Origin of the sequence: Arthrobacter sp. AOP36-C1-22 (genome assembly GCF_052377515.1) — a bacterium.
Taxonomy (GTDB): Bacteria; Actinomycetota; Actinomycetes; order Actinomycetales; family Micrococcaceae; genus Arthrobacter_H.
On record NZ_JBQSWW010000027.1, the window covers coordinates 25,060 to 44,652 of the forward strand.

The window sequence follows — 19,593 nt, forward strand, 5'->3', positions numbered from 1 at the left end:
GTGGATGGATCCAGACGGTGCAGACCGTAACGTTGAGGACGTGAAGAAGCCTCAACCCAATAAGTGGGCCGCCCTGGCCGTTCTGGCCGCCGGCCTATCCATGATCGTGCTCGACGGCACCATCGTCGGCGTCTCCCTGCCGACGATCATCACCGACCTGGGACTCGACCTCGGCGACGCCCAGTGGGTCAACAGCCTCTACTCGGTGGTGCTGGCCGCCCTGCTGCTCAGTGCCGGCCGATTGGGCGACCGGGTCGGACGACGCAAACTCTTCGTCGCCGGCGTCGTGCTGTTCATGGCCGGCAGCCTGTTCTCCGCGATGGCCGACTCCTCTTCCTCCCTCATCCTGGGCCGGGCCATCCAGGGCGTCGGCGGTGCCGCCGTCCTGCCGTCCACCCTGGCCAGCGTCAACGCCAACTTCCAGGGGCGCGACCGTGCTGCCGCCTTCGGTGTCTGGGGCGCCGTGATGTCCGGGATGGCAGCCGTCGGCCCGCTGCTGGGCGGCTGGCTCTCCTCCAGCGTCGACTGGCGGTGGATCTTCCTGGTCAATCTGCCCTTCGGTCTCCTGATCCTCGTGGGCACCGTGCTTTTCGTTCCCGAAACCAGTGACACGCATGCGTCTCCGGGATTCGACGTCGTCGGGCTACTGCTCAGCGCCTCCGCGTTCGGCCTGTTGGTCTTCGCGCTGATCGAGGGCCCCACACTGGGTTGGTGGACCCCCCAGCAGCCCTTGACCATCGGCCCCGTATCCTGGCCCGCAGGCAGTTCTCCGGTCATCCCGCTGGCGGTCACCGGCGTCGTGCTCCTCGCGGCGTTCCTGGGCTGGCAGGGGCACCGCGCCACCGTGGGCAAGGCCGCCCTGCTGGATTTGACGCTCTTCAGGATCAGCACCTTCTCCTGGGGAAACACCGCCGCAGCTGCGGTCGCCGTCGGCGAATTCGGCCTGCTGCTGGTCTTGCCCCTCTTCCTGGTGAACGTGCTGGAGACCGGCACCCTCGGAGCCGGGCTGATCCTGGCAGCCATGGCGTTGGGTGCCTTCGGCTCGGGGGCAGCGGCACGGCATCTGGCCGATCTGATGGGCGCGGCCCGGGTGGTGATCCTCGGTCTGGCGCTGGAGGTCGTCGGGGTACTGGTGCTGGCGATCTTCACCAGCAACAGCCTGCCCATCGCCCTGTTGGTTCCTGTGCTGGTCGTCTACGGTCTGGGGCTGGGCCTGGCCTCGGCACAGCTGACCGGGACCGTCCTGCGGGACATCCCCACCGAAGCCTCGGGCGAGGCCTCGGCCACCCAGTCCACCGTGCGCCAGATCGGCTCCGGGCTCGGCTCGGCCATCGCCGGAACCATCCTGGCCGTCGCCACGGCGGCCAGCGCCATGGGCCTGCTACGCGATGCCGGCGCCGACGAGGCCACCGCCACCAAAATGGCCTCGGGGCTCAGTGACTCCGCAGGCGGCCTGATCTCCAGCGTGAATCCCGCCAACCCGTTGCATGATGCCCTGACCGCAGGGTTCGCCACGGGCGTGCAGTGGTCGCTCTTCGGCGCTGCAGCATTCCTCATTCTCGGGCTGATCGCCTCGTTCCGGGTCGCCTCCGCGGCCCGGTTGACCGGCAAGGGCGCCACGGGCGCCGACGCGGGGCTCAGCCAGGAGTAACCTGAGCGCATGGAAACCGACCAGCGCACCGTGGACGTCTGCGTCGTCGGCGCCGGGCCCACCGGACTGATGGCGGCGAACTGGCTGGAACGACTCGGGGTCGAGGCGGTCATCATCGACGGCAAGGCGGGGCCCACCCGTGAATCACGGGCCTTGGGCGTCCAGGCCCGGACCATGGAGATCTACGCACAGCTCGGCGTGGTGGACCAGGTCCTGGCCCAAGCGGTCCCGGCCAACGAGATGCGCCCGGGAGTCGGTCGCAGCTCGTGGCATCCGGTGCCGCTGGATCGGATCGGCCAAGGGCTGACCCCCTACCCGGGGATCACCATCCTGGAACAGCACGCCAACGAAGAGATCCTGGCCTCCCGGCTCGCATCCCGCGGGCGGGCGGTGGCCTGGAACACGAAGCTGCTCGGTCTCCGACAGGACGGCGACGGGGTCGACCTGGACGTCGAGTCCGCCGATGGGCCCCGGCAGACGATCCGTGCCAGGTACGTGGTGGCCGCCGACGGCGCCTCCTCCCCGACCCGCGGGCAGTTGGGGATCGGCTTCGAGGGCGAAACCAACGAAAAGGTCTTCTACGTCATCGACGCCCACGACGTCCACGGCACCGGATCGGGCATCAACGTCCGGCTCGCCGGCGATGACTTCCTGCTGACCTTCCCGATGTCCGACCCCTCCCCGGACGCCCGCAGGGTCAGGCTGCTGGGCATCCTGCGTGAGGCCGCCGGGGCCCGGAGCAGCACAGCCCACGCTGCCAGTGGCGATCAGGTCGGCGTCGATGAGCAGCGCGCCCGGGGCGCGCTGGAGCAGGACTTCGGGGTGAGCTATTCCCAGGCGGGCTGGTTCGCCACCTACCGGGTCCACCACCGGGTGGCCGATGCCTTCCGTGCCGGGCGGGTCTTCCTGGCCGGGGATGCCGGTCATGTGCACTCCCCCGTCGGGGCCCAGGGCATGAACACCGGACTGCAGGATGCCCATAATCTTGCGTGCAAGCTCGCCGATGTCCTCTCCGGTCGCATGCCCGAGTCCTATCTTGAACGCTACGAGGCCGAACGCCGTCCGGTCGCCCGCAGGCTGGTCGCCACCACCGACCGACTCTTCTCACGGGTCACTTCCTCCACGGCCCGGGCACGGTTCATCCGCAGCCGGGTGATGCCGTTGCTGTGGCCGGTCCTGGTGCGTGTGGCCCCCCGGGGCCCGCTCGGCACCCGGATCTTCGGCTACGTCTCCCAGCTGCGCATCCACTATTGGATGACCGAGCAGGAGCGGACCCGGGCCGAGGCGCGCCACGGTGTGGCGAGGATCCGGCGCCGGGATCCGGTGGTGGGCCGCCGGCTGCCCTGGATCGGGGCGACGAACCCGGGCGAGGACAACCACGCCCCGCTGGCCTCGGCCCGGTGGCAGGTCCACGCCTACGGGGCGCGGGCCGCAGGCCGGGGAGCCATCACGGCCCAACAGCATGGCGTCGAGTTGCACCTCTTCGGGGCATCGCCGCGGCGTGGGCTACCCGACGGGACCGTGGTGGTGGTGCGCCCCGACGGGTTCGTGGCCGTGCGGCATCGGGTCGGGGCGCACCGCCGCGAGGCCTAGAGCGAGTCGTCGATCAGGTCGTGACGCACGATCGTCTGCTCGCGGTCCGGGCCGACCCCGATGGCCGAGATCCGGGTTCCCGAGATCTTCTCCAGCGACAGGATGTAGTTCCGCGCGTTCTCCGGCAGATCCTCCATGGTCCTGGCCTTGGTGATGTCCTCGGTCCAGCCGTCGAAGTATTCGAAGATCGGCTTCGCGTGGTGGAAGTCGGTCTGCGTCATCGGCATCTCATCGTGGCGGACGCCGTCGACGTCGTAGGCCACGCACACCGGGATCCTCTCGATGTTCGAGAGCACGTCGAGTTTGGTCACGAAGTAGTCGGTGAAGCCATTGACCCGCGAGGCGTGGCGGGCCAGAACGGCGTCGTACCAGCCGCAACGGCGGGCCCGTCCGGTGTTCACACCGAACTCACCGCCAGTCTTTTGCAGGTACTCGCCCATCTCGTCGAAGAGCTCGGTGGGGAACGGGCCGGCCCCGACACGGGTGGTGTAGGCCTTGATGATCCCGACCGAGCGGGTGATCCGGGTCGGCCCGATGCCCGAGCCGACGGAGGCGCCGCCGGCCGTCGGGTTCGAGGAGGTCACGAACGGGTAGGTGCCGTGGTCCACGTCCAGGAACGTGGCCTGCCCGCCTTCCATGAGCACCACCTTGCCGGCGTCGAGCGCCTCGTTGAGCACGAAGGTGGAATCCACGACCAGCGGGCGCAGCCGCTCCACGAAGCCCAGGAAGTACTCGACGATCTCGTCGACCTCCGCGGAGCGGCGGTTGTAGACCTTCACGAGCAGTTCGTTCTTCTGCCGCAGCGCCCCCTCGACCTTTTGGCGCAGGATGGATTCGTCGAAGACGTCCTGGACGCGGATGCCCAGCCGGCCGACCTTGTCCATGTAGGCCGGGCCGATGCCCCGGCCGGTGGTGCCGATGGCCCGCTTGCCCAGGAAGCGTTCGGTGACCTTGTCCATGGTCTGGTGGTAGGGGGCCACCAGGTGGGCGTTGGCCGAGATGCGCAGCTTCGAGGTGTCGGCGCCGCGGGCTTCGAGGCCGTCGATCTCCTCGAACAGCGCTTCGAGGTTCACCACGCAGCCGTTGCCGATGATGGGGGTCGCGTTCTGGGACAGGATGCCCGCGGGAAGGAGCTTCAGCTCGTACTTCTCGCCACCGACGACGACGGTGTGCCCGGCGTTGTTGCCGCCGTTGGGCTTGACCACGTAGTCGACACGGCCTCCGAGCAGGTCAGTGGCCTTGCCTTTTCCCTCGTCACCCCATTGGGCTCCGACGATCACGATTGCTGGCATGGGATCCTCCCCCTTGCGTGGGTCAGCGGCCGGCTTGCGCCGGGTTCCGGCGGTGCCGGACACAAGAACGCCCCTGACCTCCGCACCCCGCCCCGAAACCGGGCTGGAGCGTAAGAGTGAAAGGGGCTCTTACGCATCAAGGTTACCCAAGTGCCCGCCAACATGCGACTTTTTCCACGCATTGGACCAGTCATGAAGCGTCGGCGGCCACCGGGGAGAGCCAGCGCAGCGCTCCCGCACGGAACCGTGCCCCCGACCACGACCCGGCCTGCTCGGGGATGCGCCCGAGCCAGGGGGTCGAGGTGGTGGCGCACCGGTGGCGCAGATACTCCTCGTTGGTGGCATGGAGGATTTCGGGGTCTTCGGGCCAGCTTCCCAACAACAGCCCAGTCAGTTGCAGGCCGCGGGCCCGGGCGGCTTCGAGGGTGAGCAGGGCGTGGTTCAGGGTGCCCAGGTCGGGGCGGGCCACCAGCACCAGGCCTCCGTCCACGGCGGTGCACAGTTCGGCCAGGGTCTGTCCGGCGGCGGTGAGTTCGACCAACAGACCCCCGGAGCCCTCGACCAGGACGAGGTCCACGTTCGAGGCCAGGGCCCGGATGGTGGCCACATGTTCGCTCAGCGGTGGCAGCGCGACCCCGGCGTCCCGGGCCGCGGGCACCGGAGCCAGGGGCAGCGGCAGCCGGATCCCTTCCTTCACGACGACGTCCTCCCCGGCCAGCCGGTTCACCTCGGAGACATCCGCCGGTTCCGGTCCGCTTCCCGTGGCGGGGATGCCGGTCTGCACCGCCTTATACACACCGACGCGCAGCCCTTCGTGCTGCCAGCGGGCGGCCAGCGCCGCAGTGGCCACCGTCTTGCCCACACCGGTATCGGTTCCGGTGACCATCACGATCTTCATGTTCCTCCATCGATCTGCGCCCGGACCGCCCGGGGCGCCTGAAAGGAGAGCAGCCGCAGCCACTCGGGTTCCGGGCCGGAAGGCACCGCGTCCGGTAGGGTGCGGGCCACCTCGTGGAGCACCAGTCCTGCTTCGAGTTCCGTCAGGCGGGCGCCCAGGCAGCGGTGCAATCCGTGGCCGAAGGCCAGCCCATAGCCGGCCCCGTCCTCGGCCACCGCGTCCGGGGCGTGGTGACCGGTCAGTTCCAACAGGATTTCGGCCCCTGCGGGCAGTTGGCGGCCGGACAGCGTGGCCCCCGGCACCGTTGTACGTCGCCAGGTGGGGACCGAGGACTCGGTGGCCAGCACCTGACGGACCCGCCGCTTGCTGGCCGTCAGCCCGTCGGGTCCGCCGCATTCGGCCCAGGCCACGGGATCGGCCAGGGTGCGGTGGAGGACGGTGTTGATCAGCAACGCCGTCGTCTCCTGTCCGGCGATGACCAGGAAGTAGCCCAGCGAACAGATCTGCCGTACTCCCAGCCCTGCCTCGTGCAGGACCCCGAACAGGTTCGTACTGCCCCTGCTGGCGGTGACCGATTCCCTGAGCCAGGCATGGAAGTCGGCGGCCCCGTGGGCGAGTTCGACCTGGCGGTCCGGCCCGGGCCACCCCCAGAACAGTTCCAGCGAGTCACGGCTCCACCGTTGCAAGGTCTCCTGCTCCGGTCCGGGCACCCCGATCAGTTCCCACATGATCTGCGCGGGGATCCCGCCCACGCGTTCGCCCAGGTCCAGCGTGGATCCCTGTTCCAGTGCGGGCCGGGCTCCTGCTGCCTGTTCGCGGGCCAGCGAGCTGACCCGGTCGGCGACGGCTGCGACCTTGGCCGGGCTGAAGAAGCGGGCGACCAGTCTCCTGACGCGCAGGTGTTCCTCCCCCACGGCCGAGGCCAGTACCGGCGGCAGGGCGAAGCCGACCCGGGCCAGGACACGCAGCGCCTCCGGGCCCAAGGGTTCGACGGCGGTCAGGGCGTTGGTAGGGAGGAATTCCGTGGTGCGCTGAAGGACCTCGCGTACCTGCTGCGGGTCGCTGACGGTGAAGTAGTCGGCGGCTTTCATGCCGTCACCCGGGCATGGCGTGACACCGTTCTGGCCACCGTGGCCAAAACCTCCACCAGCTCCTCGGGGTGCTGGGTGGCCCGGGCCGTCAACCGGATGCGGGAGATGCCGTCCGGGACGCTGGGCGGTCTGAAGCATCCGACGGCGATCCCGGCCCCACGCAGTTCAGCGGCGATCATGGTGGCCGTTTCGGCCGATCCCACCCGGAGGGAGACCACGGCCCCGGCCCCGGATTCGATGACCTCGACCTCGGCCTGGTTCCTCTGCCCCGGACTCGAACCGGCAGGGAACAACCGGCCCAGCGTGCCGGTCATCAGCGCCACGCGCTCCGGCACCAGCCCGGCCAGAGCGGGGTCTTCCTCCAGGATCCGCACGGCTTCGCCGGCCGCCGCCGCGCTGCCGGGCGCCAGGGCGGTATCGAAGATGAAGCTCCTGGCGGTACTGGCCAGGTGGGTGCGCAGCATTCCTGCCGGTTCCCCGCCGAACAGCACGGCCCCACCTTGGGCGCCGAGCGCCTTGGACAGCGTCGCGGTGACCACCACCGAGGGGTCCGCGGCCAGCGAAGCGGCCCGCACCGCCCCACCGGCGGTGCCCACCCCGAGTGAATGGGCCTCGTCGACCAGCAGCAGGGCGTCGTACCGGCGGCAGGCGGCAGCGAGTTCGTCCAGCGGGGCGGCGTCCCCGGAGACCGAATATACGGATTCCACGACGACCACGGCCCGCGGTTGGCTGCGGCTGGCCAGCAGGTCGATGGTTTCCTTCACGGAATGATGGGAGGTCCAGGCCAGCGGGCTGCGGGCCAGCCGGGCCCCGTCGATGAGACTGGCATGGGCCTGCTCATCGAGCACCAGCAGTGTTCCAGGCCCGCCGAGCGCGCCGAGGATCCCCAGATTGGCCAGGTAGCCGCTGGAGAAGACCAGTGCCTCGTCCCTGCCGGTCAGCCGGCAGAGCCCGTCTTCGAGTTCCCGATGCACCGGATGTGTCCCGGTGACCACCCGGCTGGCGGAGGAACCGGTCCCGTGGCGCAGGGTCGCCCGGTGCGCCGCCTCGGCCAACCGGGGGTCGCGGGCCAGGCCCAGGTAGTCGTTGGAGGCCAGATCGTAGAGTCCGGTGGCTTCGTCGGTGGCGCGGGCCAGTCCACGCACCTCTCGGACCCGGGCACGTTCTAGGAGCCAGTGCTGCCAGGCGCTCATGCGTGGACCTCGGCGATCGCCCCGGTCACCGCTGAGCAGAGCCGGGAGATCTCCTCCGCCTCGGCTACGTAGGGCGGCATGAGGTAGACGAGGTTCCTGAAGGGGCGGACCCAGGCGCCGGCCCGGACGGCGGCATGGGTGAGCGCGGTGATGTCGACGGGCCGATCCAGTGCGATGACGCCGATGCCTCCCAGCACCCTGACGTCGCTGACGCAAGCAAGTTCCATCGCCGGTTGCAGTCCGGTGAGCAGGCCGGCTTGCAGGGCAGTGACCGCGGTCTTCCAGGCGGGCACCCCGGCGGCGTCCGGGGTGGCGAGCAGGTCCATCGAGGCGGCGGCGATGCGGCAGGCCAGCGGGTTGCCCATGAAGGTCGGTCCATGCAGGATCGCGTCGGTATCGGAGGCGGCGATGGCGCGGGCCACCTTCTGCCCGACCAGCAGTGCCGCCAGGGTCACGTAGCCGCCGGTCAAGGCCTTGCCCACGCACATCAGATCCGGGACGACGCCGGCCCATTCGCAGGCGAAGTACCTTCCGGTGCGCCCGAAGCCGGTGGCGATCTCGTCGAGGATGAACACCAGATCCTCCGCGTCGGCGATCTCCCGCAGGATCCGCAGGACCTGCGGCGGGTAGACATACATGCCCCCGGCCCCCTGGAGCACCGGTTCCACCACGATCCCCGCCAGGGTGTCGGAGGACTCGGCCACCAGCCGCCGGACCTGACCCTCCCAGGCATCGAGTGCTTCGGTGTCATAGGTCCAGGTCCCGCCCTCCGGGGTCCCCGCGTCGGGCTCGAAACGGGCCGGAGGTGGACGGGAGGCGAAGATGTGATCCGCCACCAGACCGGGGAAGGCCGAATGCATCCCGTCCACCGGATCGCAGACACCCATCGCCCCGAGGGTGTCACCGTGGTAGCCGCCCCGCAGGGCCAGGAACCGGTGGCGGCCGGTGTGGTGCCGGGCCCCCTGGTATTGCACGGCGGTCTTCAACGCCACCTCGATGCTGACCGATCCGGAATCGGCCAGGAAGACGTGCTCGAGCCCGGGTGGGGCGGCAGCCCGCAGGCGTTCGGCCAACTCCACCGCCGGGGCATGGGTGAGCCCACCGAACATGACATGGCTGTAGACCTCGATCTGGGCGTGGGCCGCGGCGTTCAGGGTCGGATGGTTATAGCCGTGGACCGCCGACCACCAGGAGGACATCCCGTCGATGACCCGGTGGCTGCCGCCGGGGCCGGCGAGTTCCAGCTGGCTGCCGGCGGCGGAGGTGACGGAGTACAGCGCCCCGGCGTCCAGGCTCGCATAGGGGTGCCAGAGCAGGCCCGCGTCCCGGTCGAGCAACCTGGGTGTGGCAGTGCTGGTGTGGGGCGCACTCATGCGTTGGGGGCCACTTCCGTCCCGGCACCACGACGGCGGATGGTTGGGTTCGCCCCGACGTTTTCCCTACTGGCGCCCAGGACCTCGAAGCCCGCATCGGAGATCATGGCCAGATCCGCCTCGGCCTCCTGGCCTTCACTGGTGAGGTAGTCGCCCAGGAAGAGCGAGTTGGCGACCTGCAGCGCGAACGGCTGCAGGGAGCGCAGATGCATTTCGCGTCCCGCGGCCATCCGGACTTCGGAGGCCGGGGCCGCGAGTCGGACCAGGGCCAGGATGCGCAGGCATTTGAGCGGGGTCAGTTCCCACGTCCCTTCCAATGGCGTGCCGTCGAAGGGCATGAGGAAGTTCACCGGGATGGAGTCGGCGTCCAGATCCCGCAAGGCGAAGACGGCCTCGACGAGCTGCTCGTCGGTTTCGCCCATCCCGACGATGAGTCCCGAGCAGGGGGACAAACCCGCCGTCTTGGCGGCCTGGACCGTGGCGACCCGGTCGGAGAACTCGTGGGTGGTGCAGATGTCCTCGTATTTGGATTCGGCGGTGTTCAGGTTGTGGTTGTAGGCGTCGACCCCGGCCTCGCGCAGTTTTTCGGCCTGACCGGATTTCAGGATCCCCAGGCAGGCGCAAACCTCCACCTCGGGGTTGCGTTCCCGGAGCTGGCCGACCATCCCTGCGACCCGGTCGACGTCGCGGTTGGCCGGCCCCTTGCCACTGGCCACCATGCAGACGCGGCTGGCGCCGCCTTGGATGCCCAGCTCGGCCTGCCTGACCGCTTCATCGGCGTCGATCCAGGTGTACTTCAGGATCTGGGCGGCCGAACCCAGCCGTTGGGAACAGTAGGTGCAGTCTTCGGGGCAGAGACCCGATTTCAGGTTCACCAGGTAGTTGACCTTCACCGTGTTCGAAAAATGACGACGTCGCAGCTCCCCTGCGGCGCCGACGAGGGCGAGGGTCTCCTCATCGGGGGTGGCCAGGATGGCCGCTGCACCCTCGGCGTCGAGTCCGTGACCGGCGGCCACCTTCTCGACGACCCCACGCCAACTGCTCGGAGTTGTATTGGCTACGGTCTGCTCATCGGTCGACTCCGCGACCCTGGCCTCTGGTGTTCCTGCTGGCATTGCCACGTTGCGTCTCCCTCATGAATCATGATTGAACACCGTTCAGCGGTGTCGTCGATCCAGCGTACAATAAATTGAACGGCGTTCAGCCACTCCCCGGGCACCGTAGACTACGGGCATGGCGTTGACTCGGGATCAGGTGGTGGGCTCCGCCGTCGGCATCCTCACCGAGTTTGGTCTGGCCGATCTGTCGATGCGTCGCCTCGCCCGCGAGCTCGAGGTCCAGGTCGGCGCCTTGTACTGGCACGTGAAGAATAAACAGGACCTGCTCGTCGACGTCGCAGCCCGCCTGCTGGGCGGAATCACGCTCCCGCCCCTGGCCGCCACCTCCTCCCCCGGCGGACCGGCCGCGTCCCGCGCGGCGATCATCGAGGTGGCCACGGCCATCCGCTCCGCCCTGCTGCCGGTGCCCGACAGCGCCGAAGTGGTGCAACTGGCGCAATCCATGCAGCCGGCGGCCCTGCTACCGCTGACCGGGCTGCGTGATCTGCTCGAGACCTCCGGCATCGATCCGGCCCATTCGGCCTGGGCGCAGCATCTGATCCTCAACCACATCCTGGGTTCCGTCGCGGCCGGTCAGGAACACGCCAAACTCGCGGCCCTCGCGGCCACCGACCCCTCGGTCCCCGGCGGCCCGCAATTGGGGGCCGACGCCTTCGCCTGGGGTTTGGGCGTCATCCTCGACGGAGCCCTCCCGGTCCGCGAAGCGTCGAACGCATAACGAAGCCGCCGGGTGCATTGTGGGCCCACTGCCGGTTCCGTACCTTCGATGGAGGAACCCGGTCTTCCGGGTTCGGTCTCAGTACTTCCGAAGGGGAACAGCATGTTCAATATTTCGCAGACCAGCCGTCACCGCTCCGGCGCCGCAGTGGCTTCCGGCCCGTCGCGCACCTCGGCCGGCCCCCGTTTGCTGGCCGTTGCCGCCGTCGGACTCCTGTCCCTGACGGCCTGCAGCAATGCCAACGGCGCCGGGGAGGCCAGCGCCTCGTCGAGCCCCGGCGGTGCTTCGGACAGTTCCGAGGCACCGGCCTCAGCAATCCAGGACCCGGGGGTGATCACCGAAGGAGCCGCCGACGAAGCCTGGAAGGAACAGGCCCGCTCGGCGGGCGCGGAAGGCAGCGAGATCGACGCCACCCGCTGTGTCGACGAGCTGCTGGATCAGAAGGCCCTGGATGCCGTGGCCACCGCCCTGCCGGAAGTCGGGGGGATGTACCTCAGCGGCCTCTACACCCACGCCGGCTGCACTTTCACCGCCACCAATCTGGACGCGGACGCCCACCAGGCGTCGGCCATGGTCCAGGTCCGCAGGTACTACCCCGGCAACGACGAGGAGTACAAGACGCTGGACGAGTCCGGTTTCCTCAAGCACGGCCAGTGCGCGGACGACGTCGAAACGGACGAAAACGGTGTCGCCACCGTCAATAAGCACGGCGTGAAGGAAAGCAACATCCCCGGGGCCTCCGCCGCCGTGGAGCTGCAGGCCGCCTGGCAGTGTTCCGAGGACGGGGCGACGAGCTCCGCCGTCCTCATCCATGCCGCGGACGACGAACAGGACGGCTTCTCGGATCCCACGGTCCTCACCGAACCGGAGCTGGCCCTCGAGATGGCCACCCATCTATCGGACTCCGACTGGGCTCCACGGATGGACGAGACCTACGAGAAGCACTTCAAGGACAACATGGGCCAGTAGCCCGCCCTCCTTCGGCGGCTTGATCCCGAAGCGTTGAACACATAACGAAGGCGCAGGACCCATTGGCCCGTCGTTCCGAATTCCGTAGTTTCGATGAATCAACTTGTTTTTTCGGGTTCGGTCCCAGCAGTCGAAAGGAACAGCATGTTCAGCACATCGGAGTGCAGCCGCCCCACCGCAGTAGTACCGGGACGGAAACGCACCACCGTCCTTCCGCGGCTGATGGCCGTCACGGCCGTGGGATTCCTGTCCCTGACGGCCTGCAGCAATGCCGACGGCGCCGGGGATCCCAGCGCGTCCTCGAGCCCCGGTGGTACCTCCGAAAGTGCCCAAGCCCAGGCATCGGAGAGCCAGGACACCGGGATGATCACCGAAGGAGCCGCCGACGAGGCCTGGAAGGAACAGGCCCGGAAGGCAGCTTCGAAGCAAGCGGCGAAGCGCAACTCGGTGGACCCCGCTCCCTGCGTGGATGGTCTGTTGGACCAGAAGACCCTCGACGCCGTGGCCACTGCAATTCCGGAAATCGGCGGGCTATCCATGAGTGGTCTGTACACGCATGTGGGTTGCGGCTTCACCGCCACCGACCCCGACGATGAGGACCTGCTCCAGGCCGCCGCGGAGGTCCAGATCCGCAGGTATTACCTCGCCAACGACGAGGAGTTCAAGACCCTGAACGAGTCCGGGTATCTGAAGCACGGCCAGTGCGCCGACACCGTCGAGACGGACGAGAACGGCGTCTCCACGGTCAATAAGCACGGCGTGAAGGAAAGCAAGATTCCCGGTCCTAGCATCGCGGCCGTTGACCTGCAGGCCGCCTGGCACTGCTCCGCGGACGGTGCGACGACCTCCGCCGTCCTCATCCATGCCGCGGAGGGCGAAGAGGACCGCTTCACGGATCCCACGGTCCTCACCGAACCGGATCTCGCCGTCGAGATGGCCACCCACCTATCCGAGACCGAATCCGACTGGGCTCCACAGATGGACGAGATCTACGAGAAGAACTTCAAGGACAACACCGGCCAGTAGCCCCGCCGATCCCGCCCCGGGGACCACGAACCTCAGGGGGCGAGTTCGGCATACCCCTTGAAGGCAGGGAGCTGGCTTGATTCGGCATCCGCCACGGCCCGGCGGATATCCCAACCGTCTCCGGGCACCCGGGGGCTGATCACCACCTGCACCGTGAGTGTCAGCAGCGTGCCACCGGCGTCCGGGGACAACTGATAACCGTAGATGGTGTGCACATCACCGTCACCGGTGGAGATCACCAGCTCCCGCTCCGGGGAGAAATCGGTCAGGACATAGGTGCGCGCGTTGTCCCCCATCCGGACCTCCAGCTCCACGCCGGGGCCCAGCGGGGCATCCGCATGCATCTCCGTCACCCCGGTGAGCCACAGGGGTGCCGCGGTGAAGTCGGTCAGCAGGGCCCAGACGCGTTGGACGGGCAGGCTGATGTGTTCGCTGGCCTGGTAGGCGGTGGTCTCGTCATCCTTCGCTGCGGTGCCCATGACTGCAGCATGCCCTGCGTGGCGGCGGAAGTGAAGACTTCGCTGCACGCGGTCATCGCCCTGATGTCCGAAGTGCGGACCGGATCAGCTCCCCAACCGGCCTTCCGAGGCCTCGAGGTAGCAGGCCCCGCACAGCGATTCGTACCAGACGTCCTGCCCGTCGATGGCGACCTGGTCGCCGTCGAAGACCACCGTGTCACCGATCCTCCGGGTGTTGAAGATGGCCTTCCGCCCGCACCGGCAGATCGTTTTGAGCTCTTCGAGGGTGTGCGCCAGTTCCATGAGCCGCAGCGATCCGGGGAACATCCGGGTCTTGAAGTCGGTGCGGATGCCGAAGGCCAGGACCGGGACGTTCTGCCGCACGGCGATGCGGAAGAGGTCGTCGACCTGATCGGCGGAGAGGAACTGGGCCTCATCGATGAGCAGGCAGGCCACCGGCTGCTGGTCCACGTGCTCCAGCAGGGCATCCGGATCGTCTCCCGAGGCGTGGGCGTTGAACAGGTCGACGGCGGATTCCCCGGGCGGGATGAGGAAGTCGACGGTACGGCTGACGCCGAGCCGGGAGACGATCTGGTCATCGCCTTTGGTGTCGACATCCGGCTTGGCCAACAGAACGCGTTGTCCACGCTCCTCGTAGTTGAAGGCCACCTGCAGCAACCCCGTGGACTTGCCGGAGTTCATGGCTCCGTAGCGGAAATAAAGCTTGGCCAATGGGTTCCTTTTCGTTGCGGCGTGCGCACCGAGTCTATGCGTTGTGTGGCCACCGGGGAGGCATCAGCCCAGTTGGACGTCGCGACCGAAGACCACGGCCTGCAACACATCCTCCAACTGCCAGAGGATGTAGGAGCTGTCCGTCGCCCACAACCCCGGATGATCCCTTCCGGTCTCCGGGTGCTCGAACAGGCCGATGCGGTAGTTCCCTCGGGGACCCACATTGACGTAGGTGATCGGATCGATGGATGTCGTATCGCCTTCCGCTTGGATTTCCCAGATGAACCACGGGTGGTTCCAGACCTGTTCCATGGCCTCGTTCGCCCCGCTGGGCAGCGGCGTTTCGCCGGCGAAACGTTCGTCCAGCTGCCCGTTCTGCAACAACAAGGGCTCGACGTGGACATTCCATGCAGGTCCTGCCCCGACCCAGCGCGACGCGCAGGAGGACAGTTCGCTCAACGGGATGAGCTGGACGTTGAACATCGTCTCGTCGTCGGGGTGCCAGGACTGGTTCAGTACCCGGGGGCCGTACCCCTGCTCGGCGGCCACCAGGGCCAGATCCCCCACGACGAAGGCCTGCAGCATCGTTTCCCCGTCCAGGAACCTGCCGGTCAGCCGCATCCGGGTCGTCGCCCCGTTCAGCATCGCGGCCATCACGTCGCCGATCTCGCTGAGTCGGCCGCCTTCCAGGACTCCGAGTTCCTGCAATTCGGCCAGTACCGGATCCTTGGCTCCTAGGCCCAAGCGTCCCAGCACCGAGTCCTCCAACTCCCCCATGCGCGCGATGGCGGCACCGGTCAGCCAGGTGCCTTCGCCGATCCACGACCCGGCTGCCTGGTAGAACGAATAGTCTTCCAGCACCTCACCCCGGGCACGACTGGCGACTTCATCCACGGATGCTTCCGGGGATCCACTCGATGATTCCTCCCCGGCCGGTTTTTCTTCGGTGTCGGCTGCTGGCTGCAGCACCGATACCGACCGGGCGATCGCCTCGAATTCCTCCGCGAAAAGGTGCCGAGTCTGCAGGGCTGTGGTGGTGCTGATCTGGATGGCCCATCCCTGTTGGATGACGAGGTAGTCGACACCGCTGACCGTGCGCCCCACCGGTGCACGATGCGTGTATTCGATGATCCGGCCGGAATGACCCAGCGCCTCTTCGGTGGAAGCCCCCGGGCGGAAGTCCCATTCGGAGACATCCACGATCCGACCCTCCGTCAGATCGGCGACGATCCCGGAGACGGCCAGCCGTCCGAAGTCCTGCACCGTGCCCGAGTACGGGTTCACTGTCACGACGACGTTGGGCGTGAATTCGCCCTGCACCGCCGGCATGCTGCCGAAGAGCTCTACTTCGGGACGTAGCTGCTGGCCGGTCCATGGGGCCGGGAGCTCGAAGGCCAGGATGCCTTGGTATCCCTCATACCGATCCGTGGTGTGTGCCTGCGTCATGCCCATCCTTTTCTTGCTGCCCTCGCGGGCACCTGCTCTCCCGGCCCCCAGAGAGGCGTTTCTTCCGTGCCGCCGCGAGCGACCCACTCCTTATGCCAACGCGGCGTCACGGCGGCCGGCCACCACCAGCGCATCCCGAACACGATGGGGACGAAAATCACCAGGAGCACCGTCCACAAGGTTTCGGCGTACTCCGCACGAGCCAAACTGGCGAAGACCGCCGGCCAGATGCACAGCACCGCCACCCCGCCCACGCCCAGATACATCGGATCGTAGTTTCTCTGCGTAAAGATGAAGGGACCGGGCTGCTTAACCGCCCAGGTCCGCCACCGTCCGCTCCAAGCCAACCCCCAGGCCGTGAGCAATGCCAGCCCGGGAAGGCCGAAAATCAAAACGGAAAGTAGAAAATCTTCCATGCTGTGAACCGTATCGCTCCCTAAGCTAGCCGAATGGGTTGAGTGATTTGAGGATCTTTTTCCCGGTTTCCTTCGCTGCTTCGCCGATGGATCCAATGTCACCGTGGCGGAGGTCGTTGATCGTCGATCCTATGGCATTGCCTACTTGGCCGCCGACCCAGCCACCGGCCAGTCCACCGACGAAACCTCCGACGGCTGCACCCACCCCTGGAATGGGGATGAGCGCCTGGCCCACTGCCGCCCCGACGCCACGTCCGACCGCAGTACCAACGATTGCCCCGGTTTCTTCTGCGGCAGTGACGACCGCAGCATCTTTTCGAGCTTCCTTTTGATGCTCAGCGTGGGTCATCTCCGGGTTGCGAAGCACACTATCGTTATAGCCTTCGCCGTAGGCCCCGACAAAGGTCATTCCGGCGCCGGCTACGGTAAGTAGCTTCCCTCCGGGGCCCTGGGTGAACTTATTGACCTTTTCCAGCGCCTTGGGCAGCTTGACGGGCCCGGTGCGCGTGTTGGGGTTACGTTCATGGCGTCCGGGGCCTCGAGTCAATTGCTTGGTCACCCGCACATGCGCCCCGTCCCTGATGGGCTTCACGTTCCATGGGTACTTCGCAGCCAGTGGCCCTCCGCCGACGGCGAGGGCCATCGGGTTGGCTGCATGTTTCGGGATGTAGTGATTCCCGGCGAGACGGGCATGCTTGGGGACGTAGCTCGGGTTTTTCCTACCGCCTCCGTCGGCGATGCGCTCCGCGTAAGACTTCGGAACTCCGAGTTTCTGCAGCCTCTTCTCCGTAATGCCGTACCGCTTCGGCTGGAACCCCTTCTTATGCTCATTCCTGTCTGAGTTGTAGACAAAGAACAGCTTTCCGTCCCTGTACTCGAAGGACGAAGCAGTGAGGCCGAGCACTGTGAGCGCGGTTACAGCATCCCCTCCGTATCCGGCTGCCTTGTTCGCATTCTTGAGGCCATCCCCGAATAGCGGGTTGAGCTCGGCGATCTTGGAAGCGCAGGTCGAGACCGCATCGTCATATAGCTCGGCAACGGCATTGACTTCCAGCTGAATATCACCAGTGGTGTCGAAATAATCGTCAGGGCGGGCCTCTTCCCTCATCTCGTTGTGACTCGCCGCACGCGATACGACTGCGTCATATCGTGCTTTGAGACCAGCGATCCTGGACGAGAAGTCCTCCAGCGCCTTGGCGGTGTCGTCGGTGACGGTGCCCACGGCATCGATTGGTGGGGACAACACCGTTGTCACCGCCGCGTAGACCTTGTCTTGATGCGGGGATTCGAAGACCGCTCCCAAACCAGACCAGTGGCTTTGGACATCGTCACGGATATCCCCGCAGTCCGTTCCGACCTTGCGCACGGCCTTGGCCTTGGAATCGATCGCAGCGGTATCGGGAAGCCTGTCAGGAAGCGGGGAAATGACAACGCTCATCAGGCACTGGCCTTGGTCTTCGGGGGAGCCGGGATCGAGTAGATCTCGGCCTCCGCGTCCGCAGCCATCTCCCAGTGGGCATCGGCGTAGGCCCCGATCGATGCCTTGGTGTTTCCGCAGATGGAATATCCCGCGTTCTTGCCGGATTCCAGCAGCTTGCCTAGAAATTCTCCGAGGAGCCCATCGAGTGCCTCCCCGATTTCCAAGTGGTCACAGGCCGTCGCCGCTTCGTTGAATGCCGTGTTCAGCTTCGTTTCCTGGCCTTCGAAGTCGTCCACCTCTCCCTGGGCCTTGTCCACAATGGAGTTCGCCGTCACGACGCTGACTTTCCACCCATCTCCTGCCACTGACTCGGCCTCCCCGTTCATGTAGTCATTTCCACTGTCCATCAGCCTATGACAGGCAGAATGAAGCCGCGATGGGGAGAACTCCCCATCGCGGCTTTACTCTGCGGGCGCGCCGAGCGCCACCAGGTGTTACTTACCGGCGGAGATACGCTCTGCCGCGGTCGGGTCGGAGTCGTTGAGGAACGTTCCGATCCGGTCGACTTCCTCGGCTTCGCCGATCGCTGCCGCGGCCCGCTGGAGGGCATACAGCGAGCGCAGGAAGCCGCGGTTGGGTTCGTGCGAGTACGGCACGGGACCCTGACCACGCCAACCGGCCTGGCGCAGCGCGTCGAGTCCTCGGTGGTAGCCCACCCGCGCGTAGGCATAGGACTCGACGGTGCGGCCGTCGTCGTAGGCCTCGTCGGCGAGCATCGCCCATGGCAATGATGACGCGGGGAACCTGGCCGCCAGGTCCACGGCTTCGTCGCCGGCTTCGAGACGCGCGTTGACGTCCTCGTCCGGGGCCAGGCGGGTCTCCGGGATGGCCAGGAGGTTGCGTCCGAGTGCTTCGCTCATATTATTTCAGGCTCTTTCCGGCGGAACCGAGCTGGCGGGCCGCCTCAACGATGCGTTCGGCCATGGAGGTCTCCGCGGCCGCACCCCACACGCGGGGGTCGTAGACCTTCTTGTTTCCGACTTCGCCGTCGATCTTCAGGACGCCGTCGTAGTTGGAGAGCATGTGCCCGGCGACCGGGCGGGTGAAGGCGTACTGGGTATCGGTGTCGATGTTCATCTTGATGACGCCATAGGAGACCGCGTCGGAGATCTCCTGCTCGGAGGATCCCGAACCACCGTGGAAGACCAGGTCGAAGGGCTTGCCCTGGCCGAGCTTGGTGCCGATCTCGGCCTGGATGTCCTTGAGGATCTCCGGACGCAGCTTCACTCCACCGGGCTTGTAGACCCCGTGGACGTTGCCGAAGGTCAGCGCGGTGATGTAACGGCCGTGTTCGCCGGTACCCAGCGCCTCGACGGTGGCCAGCGCGTCCTCGACCGTGGTGTAGAGCTTTTCGTTGATCGCGTTCTCCACGCCGTCCTCTTCACCACCGACGGTGCCGATCTCGACCTCGAGGATCTGCTTGGCAGCGGCGGAGCGCGGCAGTAGTTCCTTGGCGATGCGGAGGTTCTCCTCCAGTGTTTCGGCCGAGCCGTCCCACATATGCGAGTTGAAGATCGGGTCACGGCCGGCCTTGACCTCCGCCTCGGAAGCGGCCAGCAGCGGCAGCACGAATCCGTCGAGCTTGTCTGCCGGGCAGTGGTCCGTGTGCAGGGCGATGTTCACGCCGTAGCTTTTGGCCACTTCCTTGGCGAAGGCGGCGAAGCCCAGGGAGCCCACCACCATGTCCTTGATCGAGGATCCCGACCAGTAGGCGGCGCCACCGGTCGAGACCTGGATGATCCCGTCGGACTCGGCTTCAGCGAATCCGCGGATGGCGGCATTCAGCGTCTGCGAGGACGTCACGTTGACGGCGGGGAAAGCGTAGGAACCGGCTTTCGCCGCGTCGATCATGGCGTTGTATTTGTCCGGGGTTGCAAGGGGCATGCTGACTCCTTATGAGTTGGGCTGGGAGTAGACATCGTTGGCTAGGTCCATCCTACCGACATGCGATCAAAGCCACACCAGCGTGTGACGGGCTCAGAGACGCCAGCAGCTGGACAGCTGGCGCTTTCCGTCGAATCGGCTCTTCAGGAAGTGCAGGGCACGCGGCACGGCGGCAATATAGCCACCGATATGTGCCGGGCCGGCCGTCGCATCCCAGGAGACGTTGACCCCCTGGGCGCACCAACGCTTCGCTAG

20 protein-coding genes are annotated in these 19,593 nt (G+C 66.9%); 5 read left to right on the forward strand and 15 right to left on the reverse strand.

Going from position 1 to position 19,593, the window contains the following annotated elements:
* Positions 1-40 precede the first annotated feature (40 nt).
* Positions 41-1,651: a DHA2 family efflux MFS transporter permease subunit gene (locus tag ACT3S6_RS13345; protein ID WP_443381965.1), complete on the forward strand. Its 1,611-nt coding sequence runs from the start codon at positions 41-43 to the stop codon at positions 1,649-1,651.
* A 9-nt stretch (positions 1,652-1,660) separates the two neighbouring features.
* Positions 1,661-3,244 (forward strand): FAD-dependent monooxygenase, encoded by a 1,584-nt coding sequence (locus ACT3S6_RS13350; protein WP_444555359.1) that lies wholly within the window; start codon positions 1,661-1,663, stop codon positions 3,242-3,244.
* Here ACT3S6_RS13350 and ACT3S6_RS13355 read toward each other — a convergent pair.
* The 6 genes from ACT3S6_RS13355 to bioB all read right to left on the reverse strand — a co-directional run bounded on the left by ACT3S6_RS13355 (position 3,241) and on the right by bioB (position 10,206).
* Positions 3,241-4,536 carry an adenylosuccinate synthase gene (locus ACT3S6_RS13355; protein ID WP_443381961.1) on the reverse strand — a complete coding sequence of 432 codons (1,296 nt, stop codon included), beginning with the start codon at positions 4,534-4,536 and terminating at the stop codon, positions 3,241-3,243. The two genes, ACT3S6_RS13350 and ACT3S6_RS13355, sit on opposite strands and share 4 nt — an antisense overlap.
* Positions 4,537-4,726: 190 nt before the next feature.
* Positions 4,727-5,434: a dethiobiotin synthase gene (bioD, locus tag ACT3S6_RS13360; protein WP_444555360.1), complete on the reverse strand. Its 708-nt coding sequence runs from the start codon at positions 5,432-5,434 to the stop codon at positions 4,727-4,729.
* Positions 5,431-6,525, reverse strand: coding sequence for a cytochrome P450 (locus ACT3S6_RS13365; RefSeq protein ID WP_443381957.1), 1,095 nt, complete (start codon positions 6,523-6,525; stop codon positions 5,431-5,433). The genes bioD and ACT3S6_RS13365 overlap by 4 nt, the downstream gene beginning before the upstream one ends.
* Complete coding sequence (locus ACT3S6_RS13370) at positions 6,522-7,718, reverse strand: aminotransferase class I/II-fold pyridoxal phosphate-dependent enzyme (protein ID WP_444555361.1); 1,197 nt, start codon at positions 7,716-7,718, stop codon at positions 6,522-6,524. Before ACT3S6_RS13370 ends, ACT3S6_RS13365 begins: the two co-directional genes overlap by 4 nt.
* The gene (gene bioA / locus ACT3S6_RS13375) at positions 7,715-9,091 is read right to left on the reverse strand and encodes an adenosylmethionine--8-amino-7-oxononanoate transaminase (protein WP_444555362.1); all 1,377 of its coding nucleotides are present in this window, start codon (positions 9,089-9,091) and stop codon (positions 7,715-7,717) included. Before bioA ends, ACT3S6_RS13370 begins: the two co-directional genes overlap by 4 nt.
* Positions 9,088-10,206: a biotin synthase BioB gene (gene bioB, locus ACT3S6_RS13380; protein ID WP_443382116.1), complete on the reverse strand. Its 1,119-nt coding sequence runs from the start codon at positions 10,204-10,206 to the stop codon at positions 9,088-9,090. Before bioB ends, bioA begins: the two co-directional genes overlap by 4 nt.
* Before the next feature lie 118 nt (positions 10,207-10,324).
* Here bioB and ACT3S6_RS13385 point away from each other — a divergent pair, with 118 nt between their 5' ends.
* The 3 genes from ACT3S6_RS13385 (at position 10,325) to ACT3S6_RS13395 (ending at position 12,922) form a co-directional block, all read left to right on the forward strand.
* The gene (locus ACT3S6_RS13385; protein ID WP_444555363.1) at positions 10,325-10,927 is read left to right on the forward strand and encodes a TetR family transcriptional regulator; all 603 of its coding nucleotides are present in this window, start codon (positions 10,325-10,327) and stop codon (positions 10,925-10,927) included.
* Positions 10,928-11,029: 102 nt separating this feature from the next.
* A complete protein-coding gene (locus ACT3S6_RS13390; RefSeq protein WP_444555364.1) occupies positions 11,030-11,896 on the forward strand; it encodes a hypothetical protein in 867 nt (288 codons plus the stop codon).
* A gap of 144 nt (positions 11,897-12,040) precedes the next feature.
* Entirely contained in the window at positions 12,041-12,922 is an 882-nt protein-coding gene (locus ACT3S6_RS13395; protein ID WP_443381947.1) for a hypothetical protein, read from the forward strand.
* A gap of 32 nt (positions 12,923-12,954) precedes the next feature.
* Here ACT3S6_RS13395 and ACT3S6_RS13400 read toward each other — a convergent pair whose 3' ends face one another.
* The 9 genes from ACT3S6_RS13400 to ACT3S6_RS13440 all read right to left on the reverse strand — a co-directional run.
* The gene (locus ACT3S6_RS13400) at positions 12,955-13,401 is read right to left on the reverse strand and encodes an SRPBCC family protein (protein ID WP_444555365.1); all 447 of its coding nucleotides are present in this window, start codon (positions 13,399-13,401) and stop codon (positions 12,955-12,957) included.
* Positions 13,402-13,485: 84 nt separating this feature from the next.
* Positions 13,486-14,112: a thymidine kinase gene (locus ACT3S6_RS13405; RefSeq protein WP_444555366.1), complete on the reverse strand. Its 627-nt coding sequence runs from the start codon at positions 14,110-14,112 to the stop codon at positions 13,486-13,488.
* A 63-nt stretch (positions 14,113-14,175) separates the two neighbouring features.
* A complete protein-coding gene (locus ACT3S6_RS13410; RefSeq protein WP_444555367.1) occupies positions 14,176-15,558 on the reverse strand; it encodes a hypothetical protein in 1,383 nt (460 codons plus the stop codon).
* Positions 15,555-15,974: a hypothetical protein gene (locus ACT3S6_RS13415; protein WP_443381939.1), complete on the reverse strand. Its 420-nt coding sequence runs from the start codon at positions 15,972-15,974 to the stop codon at positions 15,555-15,557. The genes ACT3S6_RS13410 and ACT3S6_RS13415 overlap by 4 nt, the downstream gene beginning before the upstream one ends.
* Positions 15,975-15,999: 25 nt before the next feature.
* The gene (locus tag ACT3S6_RS13420) at positions 16,000-17,412 is read right to left on the reverse strand and encodes a hypothetical protein (RefSeq protein WP_443381937.1); all 1,413 of its coding nucleotides are present in this window, start codon (positions 17,410-17,412) and stop codon (positions 16,000-16,002) included.
* Positions 17,412-17,801 carry a DUF6507 family protein gene (locus tag ACT3S6_RS13425; protein WP_443381935.1) on the reverse strand — a complete coding sequence of 130 codons (390 nt, stop codon included), beginning with the start codon at positions 17,799-17,801 and terminating at the stop codon, positions 17,412-17,414. Before ACT3S6_RS13425 ends, ACT3S6_RS13420 begins: the two co-directional genes overlap by 1 nt.
* A gap of 87 nt (positions 17,802-17,888) precedes the next feature.
* Positions 17,889-18,314: a DUF3151 domain-containing protein gene (locus tag ACT3S6_RS13430; RefSeq protein WP_444555368.1), complete on the reverse strand. Its 426-nt coding sequence runs from the start codon at positions 18,312-18,314 to the stop codon at positions 17,889-17,891.
* A 1-nt stretch (position 18,315) separates the two neighbouring features.
* Positions 18,316-19,338 (reverse strand): class II fructose-bisphosphate aldolase, encoded by a 1,023-nt coding sequence (gene fbaA, locus ACT3S6_RS13435; protein ID WP_444555369.1) that lies wholly within the window; start codon positions 19,336-19,338, stop codon positions 18,316-18,318.
* A 93-nt stretch (positions 19,339-19,431) separates the two neighbouring features.
* Positions 19,432-19,593, reverse strand: a 162-nt coding sequence (locus ACT3S6_RS13440; protein WP_444555371.1) for a lipase family protein, incomplete at its 5' end; no start/stop codon positions are given.